Genomic DNA, 12,951 nt, shown 5'->3' with positions numbered 1-12,951 from the left:
CCTCCCCATATTCGCGAATGACGTCAGCGAGCCTACGCGCTGTGGAGAATCGTTCGCCGGGCGGCCCGCTTTCATTACCGTGGACGGCATGATCGCTCGACGTTCCGCAGCGCTGCTCGCCACGGTCGCGCTCGTCACCGCCCTCGCGGCCTGCGCACCGGCTGCTGCTCCGAAACCCTCCCCCACGCCGACAGGGTTCGCATCGAAGGAAGAGGCGTTCGCCGCCGCCGAGAAGACGTACCGGGCGTACATCGACGCGCTGAACGAGGTGGACCTGTCAGACCCGGCAACGTTCGAGCCACTGTTTGCACTTACGGCCGGGGATCTGAACAAGATGGACAGAGAGTCGTTTTCCCAGCTTCACGCCGACCAGACCGTAGTCGCTGGTCGCACAGAAATCGTGAGCATCGCTCCGATAAGCGCATCCTCCACGGAGGCACAGCTATCCGTATGTCTGGACGTCTCAGGAGTGGTCTTAACGGACGCCAGTGGGAAGAGCCTTGTCGAGAAGGACAGACCAGATCGCCGCGCTGAGACAGCGACGATCAAGCGGACGTCTTCGGGAGACATGAAACTCGTCAAGATTGGGGACGGCCCGGAAGGCAAGGAATGCGCCGGTTAGCGGTCACCTTTCTCGCTGCCGTCTTTATTCTCCTTGCCTCCGCCGCTCCCGCCGCTGCGGCAGGCGGTTGCGGGAGTGCGGACCGGTGGTCAGGTGGCGGAAGCTGCGAGGCTTCAAACAACGGCTCCTCCGTCTCGATCGGCGCGACGCGTCAATCCGCTTCAGCACCCGCCGTCCCAGATCGCGGCTCGAACCGCGGCGGAGGCGGCGGCGGCTCGGTGAACGTCGCTCCCCCGCCCCCGGACCCCGACGCCTACTACCCCGGCGCACGAACCCGCGACGAGTGGCTCGCGCAGTGCGCGTTCGACCAAGCGTGCGCGGGCGCGGTCGTGGCCCCGGGAGGAGCGCCGCTACCGGGAACCGAACAGGCCGACCAGCAGCCCGCCGACCCGGCTCCCGCGCCGGCGGCGCCCGACCCGACCACCGCGACGATCGAGGACGTCGCTCAGTTCGCGCCCCAGCCGCCGAAGGTCATCGGTGAACCGGACGGCGTGGGTGTGGTCGGGATGCCCACGAACTTCGTCGTCGACGCCACGGAGCACACCGTCACCGGCCAGATCTTCGACATCCCCGTGACCGTCCGCTTCACGCCCGTCGCGTACGTCTTCGACTACGGCGACGGGACCACCCGCGAGACGACCTCACCGGGAACGTCGTGGGACGACCTCGACGTCCCGCAGTTCACCGCGACGGGCACCAGCCACAGCTACGGCACAGCCGGGGCGTACGAGGCGAGCGTGACGATCCGCTACGCGGCAGAAGCGGATGCCGGCGGCGGCTGGTTCCCGATCGCCGGACTCCTGGAGCTGAACACGCCGACCACCGTCATCCGCGTCGTCGAGGTGGACACGGCACTCGTGGAACGCACCTGCGACGAGGACCCGAGCGGCCCCGGCTGCTGAGTGCGAGGATGAGCGCGTGACCGACCGCCTCATGCTGCTCGACTCCGCCAGCCTCTACTTCCGCGCGTTCTACGGCGTGCCCGACACGGTGAAGGCGGCAGACGGTCGTCCTGTGAACGCCGTCCGCGGCTTCCTCGACATGATCGCGAAGCTCGTCGACACGTATGAGCCGACCCACCTCGTCGCCTGCTGGGACGACGATTGGCGGCCGCAGTGGCGCGTCGATCTCATCCCGTCCTACAAGACGCACCGCGTCGCCGAGGCGGTCGCGTCGGCCCCCGACGTCGAGGAGATCCCCGACCCTCTCGAGAGCCAGGTCCCGGTGATCCGTGACGCGCTCGGCACACTCGGCATCCCGATCATGGGCGCTCCGGAGCACGAGGCCGATGACGTCATCGGGACGCTCGCGTCGACGAACACCATCCCCGTCGACGTGGTGACCGGCGACCGCGACCTGTTCCAGCTCGTCGACGACGACCGTGGCGTCCGCGTCATCTACACGGGCCGCGGGATGAGCAAGCTCGAAGTACTCACCGACGCCGTCGTCGTCACGAAATACGGCGTCCTCCCATCGCAGTACGCCGACTTCGCCGCGATGCGAGGCGACGCGTCCGACGGACTCCCGGGTGTCGCCGGCATCGGCGAGAAGACCGCGGCGACGCTGCTGGCCGCGCACGGCGATCTCACCGGCATCCGGAGCGCTGCCGAGGCCGGCGAAGGGATGAGCGCGGGCGTCAGGGCGAAGATCCTCGCTGCCTCCGACTACCTCGACGTCGCGCCGCGCGTGGTCGAGGTCGTGCGGACGCTCGATCTACCGCCCGTGGATGCCCGCATCACCGCGCCGGACGAGGAGGCGGTGGCGCAGTTGGCGGGCACCTGGTCACTAGGATCCTCGGCGACCCGCGCACGGGCAGCGCTCACCGCCCGGGCCTGACCTCTCAGCTCGTCGACGCCCATTCACGGAGTCGCTCGAGCGGCCACGTGGTGATGACGCGGTCAGCGGGCACACCGGCGCGCTCCGCGCGCGCCGCGCCATGGTCCAGCAACGACAGCTGCCCCGGGGCGTGCGCGTCCGAGTCGATCGAGAAGAGGCATCCGATCTCGATCGCGAGGGCGAGCAGATCGTCCGGCGGATCCTCCCGCTCCGGGCGGGAGTTGATCTCGAGCGCGGTGCCGTGTTCTGCGCACGCTTCGAAGACGGCTCTCGCATCGAACACCGACGGCGGACGGGTCCCCCGCGCCCCCGACACGAGGCGGCCGGTGACATGGCCCAGCACGTCGACGCGGGGATCGGATGCCGCAGCCACCAGGCGGCGCGTCATCGGCGCCTGCTCCATCCGCAGGGCGGAATGCGCGGACGCGACGACGATGTCGAGGGATTCGAGGAGATCGTCCTCCTGGTCGAGGGAGCCGTCGTCGAGGATGTCGACCTCGATCCCGCTCAGCAGGGTGAACGTCTCGTCGCAGAAATCAGGGATGAGTGCGAGCTGCTCGCGGAGCCGCTCCGCAGACAGTCCGCGCGCCACCCTGAGCCTCGGCGAATGGTCGGTCAGAGCGAGGTAGTCATGGCCGAGCGAACGCGCGGCGTCGACCATCGATTCGATCGATGTCAACCCGTCGGACCACTCCGAGTGGGCGTGCAGATCGCCCCGCAGGAGCGGACGCAATGCCGACACCTCGGTGGGCGCGACTCGTTCCCGCAGGTCCGCAAGGTAGGTCGGCACGCGCCCGGAAAGCGCCTCCGAGATCACGGCGAAGGTGGAGGCGCCGATGCCTTTCCGGGCGCGCAGACGGGAGACGTCAGCCCGCTCAGCAGGGCTCAGACCCGCGAGGGACTCTGCGGCTGCTCGGAAGGCCTTCGACTTGTACCGGGACGCGCGATCGCGCTCGAGGAGCTCCGCGATCTCCGTGAGGGCTTCGATCGGGTCCACGGTGCGCGCTCAGCGTCCGGACGCGGCGACCCACGCATCGAGCTTGGCCCGCGCGGCGCCCGCGTCGACGGCGGCTGCCGCTTCGGCATAGGCGTTCGCGAGTCGCTCGACGAACGGACGCTGGAGCTCGGCGGCATCCTGAAACAGCCGATACGACACGATGCCGGCGGCGGCGTTCAACAGGACGATGTCGCGGACCGGACCGGATTCGCCGTCGAGCACGCGACGCACGATCGCCGCGTTGTGCTCGGCATCGCCGCCGAGCAGGTCAGCGATCTCCGCCCGTGGAATGCCGAGGTCGCGAGGATCGAGGTCGTGCTCGCGCACGTCTCCCCGGCTGACCTCCCAGACGCGGCTGTGGCCTGTCGTGGTGAGTTCGTCCATCCCGTCGTCGCCACGGAACACGAGTGCCGTCGCACCGCGCGTCTGGAAGACACCGGTGATGAGCGGCACACGGTCCAGGTGAGCGACACCGACGGCGTTGGCTTCGGCGCGCGCCGGATTGCACAGCGGCCCGAGGAAGTTGAAGACGGTCGGGATGCCGAGTTCCGCCCGCGTCGGTCCGGCGTGCCGGAAGCCAGGGTGGAAGGCGGAGGCGAAAGCGAAGGTGATCCCGACCTCGTCGAGGACCTCCGCAACACGCTCCGGAGTCTGCGTCAGATCGACACCTAGTGCAGCGAGCACGTCCGATGACCCTGACTTCGAACTCGACGCGCGGTTGCCGTGCTTCACGACCGGGATGCCGGTGGCCGCCACGACGACCGAGGCGGTGGTCGAGACGTTCACGGTCCCGTAACGATCGCCTCCCGTGCCGACGATGTCGAGCACGTCTGCCGGCACGGGGAGCGGCACCGCAGCCTCGAGGATGGCGTCGCGGAATCCCACGATCTCATCGACGGTCTCGCCCTTGGCCCGCAGCGCGACGAGGAACCCGGCGAGCTGCGCAGAGGTCGCGTCACCGTTCATCACCTGGCGCATCGCCCAGGTCGATTCGGACACGCTGAGGTTCTTGCCGTCCAGCACCGTGGAGAGAATCTCGGGCCAGGAGTACATGTCCGCCATGACCCCCGATCCTACTCAGCACTCTGGCAGGCGACTCCCGGCGGGCCCATCGACGGCGCCGACCCGGCGGAAAGAGACAAGTACCTTCAGGAATGCGAAACCCTCCCCCAACATCGGCCATAATGGGGAGCGTGACGACCACTCCCGCGACATACAACCAGGCACTGCGTTCGGTGAAACGACCGGACCCCGTGGCTGTCGGCACGATCGTGTGGCTGGGCAGCGAGGTCATGTTCTTCGCCGGCCTCTTCGCCATCTACTTCACGATCCGCAACACCTCGCCGGAGCTGTGGGCAAGTCGCACCGAGCTGCTGAACGTGCCGTTCGCCGCGGTGAACACGCTCATCCTTGTGCTGTCGTCGTTCACCGCTCAGGCCGGTGTGTTCGCCGCCGAGCGCTTCCAGCCCTACCGTCGCGGATCCTTCTGGAACTTCCGCCAGTGGGGAATGGTCGAGTGGTTCTACCTGACGTTCATCATGGGCGCCGTCTTCGTCTCGGGCCAGGTGTGGGAGTACGCCACCCTGGTCGCCGAGGGCCTGCCGATCAGCGAGGATTCCTACGCGTCGGCCTTCTACATCACGACCGGTTTCCACGCTCTTCACGTGACGGGTGGCCTCATCGCCTTCCTGCTCATCATCGGGCGCGCATTCGCGGTCAAGAACTTCGGTCGAAAGGAGATGACCTCCGCGATCGTCGTGTCCTACTACTGGCACTTCGTCGACGTCGTGTGGATCATCCTGTTCGCCGTCATCTACTTCATCCGGTAATACAGAGCGGAGCTGAGTTCCTCAATGGCATCCAAGACCCCGCGTCGGCACACGGGCCGTCGCAGCAAGTGGGCGGCAGCCGCTCTCATCGGCGTCGGCCTGCTGCTCACGGGTGGCATCTACGCCGGCGCATCCGCTGCCATGGCGTCGACCACGTCCACCGACACGGCATCCGCGCTCACCGTCGAAGACGGCAAGAAGCTGTTCCAGGCGAACTGCGCGACGTGCCACGGTCTCGACCTCGAGGGCACCGCTGACGGCCCCTCCCTGTACGGAGTCGGCGAGCTGTCGGTCGAGTTCCAGGTCTCGACGGGCCGCATGCCGCTCCAGGCTCAGGGACCGCAGGCTCCCCAGAAGGCGCCGCAGTTCACCGAGGACCAGATCAAGGCGATGGCGGCCTGGGTGCAGTCCGTCGCCCCCGGACCGACCTACCCCGACGAGAAGATCCTCGACGGCGGTGGCAACCTGACGGAGGGCGCCGAGCTCTTCCGCATCAACTGCGCGATGTGCCACAACGTCGCCGCGGCTGGTGGCGCGCTGACCGAGGGCAAGTACGCCCCCGCGCTCACCAAGACCAGCCCACTGCACATCTACGCCGCGATGGTGACCGGGCCGCAGAACATGCCGGTCTTCAACAACATGACCATCACGCCGGACGAGAAGCGCGACATCATCTCGTCCCTCATGTACCTGCAGAAGAGCGAGCCCGTAGGCGGGTTCACGCTCGGGTCGCTGGGTCCCGTGTCCGAGGGTCTCTTCATCTGGATCTTCGGCATCGGCACTCTCATCGGCATCTCGGTGTGGATCACCGCGAAGTCCAACTGACCCACCACTGACGTAAAGAATTTCAAGGCGAGGAGCACAATGTCACACGAGGAAGAGCCGCAGGCGCTCGAGAAGGCTCCTCAGCCTTCGTCGGGGCTCGTCGTCGCGGTCGCCGACCCCGTGCAGAACCCCGGTCTGCCGCCCCACCGTGAGCGGATGACCGACAAGGACCCGGCGGCGATGAATCGCGCGGTCCGTACCGTCTACACGCTGTTCTACATCTCTCTCGCCGCCAGCCTCTGGGCCGTCGCCGCGTACATGCTGTTCCCGATCGAGAGCGGCGACTTCGGTGACATCCGGAGCAACAACCTCTTCATCGGTCTCGGCATCGGGTTCGCTCTGCTGACCATCGGCATCGCTGCGATCCACTGGTCGAAGGCGATCATGCCCGACAAGGAGCACATCGAGGCTCGTCACTCGACCCGCGGCAAGGAGTCGACCCGCGAAGCAGCGGTCGACGTCTTCCGCGAGGCGAACGAGGAGTCCGGGTTCGGACGCCGAACCGCGATCCGCGGCGGACTCATCGCCGCTGTCGTCGCGTCCATCGTCCCCGGCGTGACGCTCTTCCGCGGGCTCGCTCCGCACTCCTCCGAGGAGAAGCCGCTCGCCGGCGACCCGGTCGCGCTTCTGAAGCACACCATGTGGAAGGAGGGTGAGCGCCTCGCGCACGACCCCTCCGGCCTCCCCATCCGCGCTGCGGACATCGCCCTCGGCTCCGCCGTCCACGTGATGCCCGAATCGCTCAAGGATGTCGACCACCTCGACGGCTACCTCGAAGAGAAGGCCAAGGCGATCGTCCTGCTCATGCGGCTGCTCCCCGAGCAGCTGCCCGCCGAGTACAACCGCCTCGACTGGTCCTACGACGGGATCGTGGCGTACTCGAAGGTCTGCACCCACGTCGGATGCCCCGTGGCACTCTACGAGCAGCAGACCCACCACCTTCTCTGCCCGTGCCACCAGTCGCAGTTCGACGTGTCCCGCGGCGCCGAGGTCATCTTCGGCCCGGCCGCCCGACCGCTCCCCCAGCTGCCCATCACGGTGGACGCAGACGGTTACCTGATCGCTAAGAGCGACTTCGAAGAGCCCGTCGGGCCAAGCTTCTGGGAGCGTCATTGAGCACCGCGACTGAATCCGCACCGGCCACCACGGTGGCCCGACCGGCTGACAAGCCCCTCGGCGGCCGCTTCATCGGCGCCACCGCGAACTACCTCGACGAGCGAACGAGCATCTCGGGCCTCGTCAAGGAGATCGGGCGCAAGATCTTCCCCGACCACTGGTCGTTCATGCTCGGTGAGATCGCGCTGTGGAGCTTCGTCGTCGTCTTCCTGTCGGGGTCGTTCCTGACGTTCTTCTTTGAAGCGTCGATGGCTCCCACGCACTACAACGGCGCATACGCACCATTGCGCGGCATCGAGATGTCCGCGGCCCTCGAGTCCACGCTGAACATCTCGTTCGACCTCCGCGGCGGCCTGCTCGTCCGTCAGCTGCACCACTGGGCAGCCCTGCTGTTCATCGCCGCCATCGGCGTGCACATGCTGCGTGTCTTCTTCACGGGTGCATTCCGCAAGCCGCGTGAGCTGAACTGGGTGATCGGCTTCGTGCTGTTCATCCTGGCGATGGCGCTCGGATTCACCGGGTACTCGCTTCCGGATGACCTGCTCTCGGGCAACGGTCTCCGCATCATCGACGGAATGATCAAGGGCCTCCCCCTGATCGGCACGTGGACCTCGTACCTCCTGTTCGGAGGCGAGTTCCCGGGTACCGCGATCGTGAACCGTCTGTACACGCTGCACATCCTGCTGCTCCCGCTCATCCTCATCGCGCTCATCGCGGCGCACCTGATGCTGATGATCATCAACAAGCACACGCAGTTCGCCGGCCCCGGCCGCACGAACGACAATGTCGTGGGCTACCCGATGGTGCCGATCTACATGTCGAAGATGGGCGGCTTCCTGTTCATCACGTTCGGTGTGCTCGTGCTGATCGCCTCGATGTTCACCATCAACCCGATCTGGAACTACGGTCCTTACGACCCGTCGCCCGTGTCCGCGGGTACCCAGCCGGACTGGTACATCGGGTTCGCCGATGGTGCGCTCCGTCTGGCACCGTCGCACCTGGACGTCGTGCTGTTCGACCGCACCTGGTCCTTCGGCATCCTGCTGCCGGTCGCCGTCCTCGGCGTGTTCATCGTCCTCGTCGCGATCTACCCGTTCATCGAGGCGTGGGTCACCGGCGACAAGCGGGAGCACCACATCGCTCAGCGTCCCCGTCACGCACCGACGCGCACCGCGATCGGTGTGGCCGGCGTGATCTTCTACGCCGTGCTCTGGGCCGCCGCTTCCTCGGACATCATCGCGACGCACTTCCATCTGACGATGGAGGGCGTGATCCACTCGCTCCAGGCGCTCCTGTTCATCGGGCCGATCGTCGGGTACTTCGTGACGAAGCGCATCGCGATCGCCCTGCAGAAGAAGGACCGCGAGATCGCGTTGCACGGCTACGAATCCGGTCGCATCGTGCGCCTCCCGGGTGGCGAGTACATCGAGGTCCACCAGCCTGTCGACGCTTACGAGCGCGTCAAGCTCATCGACTTCGAGATCCACGAGCCCCTGGTCGTGCGGCCCAACGACAACGGTCGCATCGCGTGGCACCAGAACGTCCGCGCATCGCTGTCGCGGTGGTTCTTCGAGGATCGCCTCTCCCCCGTCACGCAGGCTGAGGTGGATGCCGCGATCGCCCACCAGCACCACGCGCTCGAGCACATCGAGCACGAGGAGCAGGAGGAGATCCGTGGTGCCCACGAGCGCGCCGGAGCTCCGGACGCACCCCTGCGCCCGATCGACGACGGCCACAACCCTGAGACGGCCAACCGCCCGTCGAACATCATCGTGGTGGACGACGCACCCGCCAAGAAGGACGACCGCTCGAACGATTGAGCTCGTCTGGCAGAAAAGCGGCGGGGTCTGACCGAATGGTCGGACCCCGCCGCTAACGTGTGCCCGTAGCGTCGATCACATGATCCCCTCCCCCGCATCCGTCCTCTCCTACTTCGAGACGAAGCTCCTCGTCGAGACCGATCCGAGCGACGTCTATGCTTCGCAGCGCGCGGGCGATGCTTTCGTGCTCGTCGATGTGCGCGACACCGATGCCTGGGATCAGGGTCACGCCTCGGGAGCGATCCACATCCCCCACGGTCAGATCGCGTCGCGCGCCGCAAGCGAGATCGCGCAGCACATCCCGGTGGTCGTCTACTGCTGGAGCCCGGGATGCAACGGCGGAGCCCGCGGTGCTGTCGAGTTCGCACGACTCGGCTACGCGGTGCGGGAGATGATCGGCGGGTTCGAGTACTGGGCGCGAGAGGGGCTGCCCGTCGAGGGCCTAGAAGGGCCGCTCCCCCGACGTTTCGACCCCTTGGTGATGCCCTGGCCCCGCGCGATGACACCCGCCTGAGACCGGCGCTGAGTCTGTGTCCGAAGCCCATGGCCGATCAGTGTCCACGAATGTGGCCCAGTTAGGGGTGTTTGGAGCCCCGGAGCACTGTCGGGCATCTTGCTCGCGGCCACCCGCTGCATCTATTGGAGCGGTGCGGGCTCCTGAGCTCGCCGGTACGGCGGTGCGACTCGGCCTGCAGGCCTCCGATGCCACGAACAACGCCGTCCGCCACGGTGGTGTGGCGGACGGCGTTGTGGATGCGCGGCTCAGCGGGCGAAGTAGCCCCGGTAGTACTCGTAGACCCAGCCGACGATGGCGACGACGAAGATGCCGACACCGATCGGGATCATGAACTCGCCGACGGCAAGGCCGATGAAGGCGATCGCCGCGGAGCCGGCGAGCACCAGCGGCCACCACGACCAGGGCGAGAACTCGCCCATCTCGGGGTCGCCGTCATCGATGTCGGCCGTCAGGGAGTCCTCGGGGAGAGTGCCGCCCTGGGCCTTCTCGACGCGGCTCGAGTAGAAGGCGATCATGGCGGCCATCATCGTCACGAAGACGAGGCCGACAGAACCAACCCATTCGATGCGGTTGAAAACCGGCAGCTGCGGGTGGGCCAGGATGTTCCAGCCCACGTAGACCACAGCGACGAGGGCGAAGAAGGCGGAGAGCACCCACCACAGGTTGACGTTGGTCTTCACTTACTTGACCTCACCATTCGTCAGATCGACCACGGGCGCGTCGGGTGCATCCTTCGCAGGACCGACGCCCACCGGGATCCCGGCCTCGGGGTGGTTCAGGTCGAAGGCGGGCCGCTCGCTGCGGATGCGCGGGATCGACGTGAAGTTGTGGCGCGGCGGCGGGCAGCTGGTCGCCCACTCGAGCGACCCGCCGTAGCCCCACGGGTCGTTGACGGTCACACGCGGCGCCTTGCGGGCCGTGATCCAGACGTTGAGCAGGAACGGAACCATCGATGCCGCGAGGATCATCGAGCCGACGGTCGACACCTGGTTCTGCCACGTCCAGCCGTCCTGGCTCGCGTAGTCCGCGTACCGGCGGGGCATGCCGTCCGCACCCAGCCAGTGCTGGATGAGGAACGTCATGTGGAAGCCGATGAACAGCAGCCAGAAGTGCACGAGGCCGAGGCGCTCGTTCAGCATCTTTCCGGTCCACTTGGGCCACCAGAAGTAGAAGCCGGCGAACATCGCGAAGACGACGGTGCCGAAGACGACGTAGTGGAAGTGGGCCACGACGAAGTACGAGTCGGAGACGTGGAAGTCGAGCGGCGGCGACGACAGGATGATGCCCGTCAGACCACCGAACACGAACGACACGAGGAATCCGAGCGCGAAGACCATCGGCGTCTCGAAGGTGATCGACCCTCGCCACATCGTGCCGATCCAGTTGAAGATCTTCACACCCGTCGGAACGGCGATGAGCATCGTCATGAGAGCGAAGAACGGCAGCAGCACCGCGCCGGTCACGTACATGTGGTGCGCCCACACGGAGACGGACAGAGCCGCGATGGCGATCGTGGCGTAGACCAGCGTCTTGTATCCGAAGATCGGCTTGCGGCTGAACACCGGGAAGATCTCCGACACGATGCCGAAGAACGGCAGCGCGATGATGTACACCTCGGGGTGACCGAAGAACCAGAAGAGGTGCTGCCAGAGGAGGACGCCACCGTTGGCCGGGTCGTAGATGTGGGCACCGAGGATGCGGTCGGCCGCAGCGGCGAAGATCGCCGCTGCGAGGACCGGGAAGGCCATCAGGATCAGGATGCTGGTGACCAGGGTGTTCCAGCTGAAGATCGGCATGCGCCACATCGTCATACCCGGAGCGCGCATGGTCATGATCGTCGTGATGAAGTTCACACCACCGAGGATCGTGCCGAAACCACTCATGCCGAGACCCAGCATCCAGAGGTCGCCACCGGCGCCGGGACTGAAGCTCTCACTCGCCAAGGGCTGGTAGGCGAACCATCCGAACGCGGCCGCACCCTGAGGGGTGAGGAAGCCTGCGACGGCGATAGTGGAACCGAAGGTGAACAGCCAGAACGCGAAGGCGTTCAGACGCGGGAACGCGACGTCCGGAGCACCGATCTGCAGCGGAAGGAGTGCGTTGGCGAAGCCCGCGAACAGCGGCGTCGCGAACATCAGCAGCATGATCGTGCCGTGCATCGTGAACAGCTGGTTGTACTGCTCCTTGGTCGGCACGACCTGCATGCCGGGCTCGAAAAGCTCGGCACGGATGATCAGGGCCATGACGCCACCGAGCATGAAGAACAGCACGGAGGCGATCAGGTACATGTACCCGATGGTCTTGTGATCCGTGGACGTGATCCACTTCACGACGATGTTGCCCTTGTGCTCGACGCGCGAGCTGGTGAGCAGCGCGGCCTGGCGAGGGGGAAGCGTGGGTGCGGGGGGTGCGATGGTGGCCATCAGTTGTTGTGCTCTCCCTCAGCGGCGGGCGCGCCGGTGCCGGGCGCGTTCTGTTGCCGATCCAGTGCGTCGTCGATGTCGCCGGTCTGCCCCTTGGCCTTGAGCGACGCGATGTAGCTCTGGTACTCCGAATCCGAGACGACCTTCACGTTGAAGAGCATCATCGAGTGGTACTGGCCGCAGAGCTCGGCGCACTTGCCGACGAACGTGCCTTCCTTGGTGGGCGTGAAGGACCAGTAGTTCTCACGACCGGGATACATGTCCTTCTTGTAAAGGAAGTCCACGATCCAGAACGAGTGAATGACGTCGCGCGACTCGAGCTGCAGCGTCACTTCTTTGTTGACGGGCAGGACGAGCTCGGGGACCTCGTTGGTGATGTTGCCCTGTGCGTCGGTCTGCGCCTGCACACCGATGGTCCACACCGGGTCCTGGGGGTCGTCGCAGTTGTCGCCGTTGTACTGGAAGTCCCACGCCCACTGCTTGCCGATGGCCGTGATGCAGACATCCGGCTTCTCGTACTGGGTCTCGAGGATCGCCTGGTCGCGCGCCGTGAAGGCGAAGAAGCCGAGCACGAGGATGACGGGGGCGATCGTGAAGAACATCTCGATCGGCATGTTGTAGCGGAGCTGGACCGGCAGGCCCGACTGCCCCTTGCGACGCCGGTACGCGATCGCAGCCCAGCCCATGAGGGCCCAGGTGATCACACCGACGGCGAGGACGACGATCCACGACGTGGTCCAGAGGCCGGCGATCATCGACGTGTGGTTCGTCGCCTGCCCGCCCCCCTCATCGAAGCCGGGGAGGAAGCCGTTCGCTGTCGTGGGGCTGCATCCCGCAAGCGCGACCGCGGAGGCGATCGTGAGCGGGAGGGCTACCCAACGGAGTCGGCGGTTGACGCGCACGGTGCACCTTTCGGGGACATGAAGGTCAGACTCATGCCAGTCTAGGGCAACCTCTTACGGGATT

At 66.4% G+C, this 12,951-nt stretch carries 13 protein-coding genes; 8 read left to right on the top strand and 5 right to left on the bottom strand.

What is annotated here, in order from left to right; genetic code table 11:
• Positions 1-88: 88 nt before the first annotated feature.
• From AC4NN1_RS00475 to AC4NN1_RS00465, 3 genes are all read left to right on the top strand, one after another.
• On the top strand, positions 89-622 hold the full coding sequence (locus tag AC4NN1_RS00475; RefSeq protein ID WP_491954285.1) for a hypothetical protein: 534 nt from the start codon (positions 89-91) through the stop codon (positions 620-622).
• 218 nt (positions 623-840) lie between these two features.
• On the top strand, positions 841-1,524 hold the full coding sequence (locus tag AC4NN1_RS00470; protein ID WP_491954284.1) for a hypothetical protein: 684 nt from the start codon (positions 841-843) through the stop codon (positions 1,522-1,524).
• 16 nt (positions 1,525-1,540) lie between these two features.
• Entirely contained in the window at positions 1,541-2,458 is a 918-nt protein-coding gene (locus AC4NN1_RS00465; protein WP_491954283.1) for a 5'-3' exonuclease, read from the top strand.
• 4 nt (positions 2,459-2,462) lie between these two features.
• Here the strand turns inward: AC4NN1_RS00465 and AC4NN1_RS00460 are convergent, their stop codons facing one another.
• Positions 2,463-3,455 carry a PHP domain-containing protein gene (locus tag AC4NN1_RS00460; protein WP_311870598.1) on the bottom strand — a complete coding sequence of 331 codons (993 nt, stop codon included), beginning with the start codon at positions 3,453-3,455 and terminating at the stop codon, positions 2,463-2,465.
• Between the two features lie 9 nt (positions 3,456-3,464).
• Positions 3,465-4,517 carry an anthranilate phosphoribosyltransferase gene (trpD, locus tag AC4NN1_RS00455; protein WP_363459293.1) on the bottom strand — a complete coding sequence of 351 codons (1,053 nt, stop codon included), beginning with the start codon at positions 4,515-4,517 and terminating at the stop codon, positions 3,465-3,467.
• A 122-nt stretch (positions 4,518-4,639) separates the two neighbouring features.
• Between trpD and ctaE the strand changes: the two genes are divergently transcribed.
• From ctaE to AC4NN1_RS00430, 5 genes are all read left to right on the top strand, one after another.
• Positions 4,640-5,284: an aa3-type cytochrome oxidase subunit III gene (gene ctaE, locus AC4NN1_RS00450; RefSeq protein WP_018186484.1), complete on the top strand. Its 645-nt coding sequence runs from the start codon at positions 4,640-4,642 to the stop codon at positions 5,282-5,284.
• Positions 5,285-5,308: 24 nt separating this feature from the next.
• The gene (qcrC, locus tag AC4NN1_RS00445; RefSeq protein WP_018186483.1) at positions 5,309-6,109 is read left to right on the top strand and encodes a cytochrome bc1 complex diheme cytochrome c subunit; all 801 of its coding nucleotides are present in this window, start codon (positions 5,309-5,311) and stop codon (positions 6,107-6,109) included.
• 39 nt (positions 6,110-6,148) lie between these two features.
• Complete coding sequence (qcrA, locus tag AC4NN1_RS00440; RefSeq protein WP_018186482.1) at positions 6,149-7,225, top strand: cytochrome bc1 complex Rieske iron-sulfur subunit; 1,077 nt, start codon at positions 6,149-6,151, stop codon at positions 7,223-7,225.
• A complete protein-coding gene (gene qcrB, locus AC4NN1_RS00435) occupies positions 7,222-9,045 on the top strand; it encodes a cytochrome bc1 complex cytochrome b subunit (RefSeq protein ID WP_442928094.1) in 1,824 nt (607 codons plus the stop codon). The genes qcrA and qcrB overlap by 4 nt, the downstream gene beginning before the upstream one ends.
• Positions 9,046-9,124: 79 nt before the next feature.
• Positions 9,125-9,559, top strand: a complete 435-nt coding sequence (locus AC4NN1_RS00430) for a rhodanese-like domain-containing protein (RefSeq protein ID WP_491954282.1) — start codon at positions 9,125-9,127, stop codon at positions 9,557-9,559.
• Positions 9,560-9,807: 248 nt separating this feature from the next.
• Here the strand turns inward: AC4NN1_RS00430 and AC4NN1_RS00425 are convergent, their stop codons facing one another.
• Genes AC4NN1_RS00425 through ctaC form a run of 3 tightly spaced genes read right to left on the bottom strand, consistent with a single transcriptional unit; the run spans position 9,808 to position 12,887 of the window.
• Positions 9,808-10,242, bottom strand: a complete 435-nt coding sequence (locus AC4NN1_RS00425) for a cytochrome c oxidase subunit 4 (protein ID WP_018186479.1) — start codon at positions 10,240-10,242, stop codon at positions 9,808-9,810.
• Positions 10,243-11,985 (bottom strand): aa3-type cytochrome oxidase subunit I, encoded by a 1,743-nt coding sequence (ctaD, locus tag AC4NN1_RS00420; protein WP_018186478.1) that lies wholly within the window; start codon positions 11,983-11,985, stop codon positions 10,243-10,245. It lies immediately after the preceding gene.
• Positions 11,985-12,887 carry an aa3-type cytochrome oxidase subunit II gene (gene ctaC, locus AC4NN1_RS00415; protein ID WP_018186477.1) on the bottom strand — a complete coding sequence of 301 codons (903 nt, stop codon included), beginning with the start codon at positions 12,885-12,887 and terminating at the stop codon, positions 11,985-11,987. The genes ctaD and ctaC overlap by 1 nt, the downstream gene beginning before the upstream one ends.
• Positions 12,888-12,951 lie beyond the last annotated feature (64 nt).

This window comes from Microbacterium sp. MDV22-iso44 (genome assembly GCF_058629135.1).
Note: the sequence above shows the minus strand (reverse complement) of the source record. Positions and strands in the feature narration are given on the sequence as shown.

Coding starts and splice junctions, on each gene's coding strand:
- AC4NN1_RS00475 (WP_491954285.1), top strand. CDS start 89: ATGATCGCTCGACGTTCCGCAGCGCTGCTCGCCACGGTCGCGCTCGTC.
- trpD (WP_363459293.1), bottom strand. CDS start 4,517: ATGGCGGACATGTACTCCTGGCCCGAGATTCTCTCCACGGTGCTGGAC.
- ctaE (WP_018186484.1), top strand. CDS start 4,640: ATGGGGAGCGTGACGACCACTCCCGCGACATACAACCAGGCACTGCGT.
- qcrC (WP_018186483.1), top strand. CDS start 5,309: ATGGCATCCAAGACCCCGCGTCGGCACACGGGCCGTCGCAGCAAGTGG.
- qcrA (WP_018186482.1), top strand. CDS start 6,149: ATGTCACACGAGGAAGAGCCGCAGGCGCTCGAGAAGGCTCCTCAGCCT.
- AC4NN1_RS00430 (WP_491954282.1), top strand. CDS start 9,125: ATGATCCCCTCCCCCGCATCCGTCCTCTCCTACTTCGAGACGAAGCTC.
- ctaD (WP_018186478.1), bottom strand. CDS start 11,985: ATGGCCACCATCGCACCCCCCGCACCCACGCTTCCCCCTCGCCAGGCC.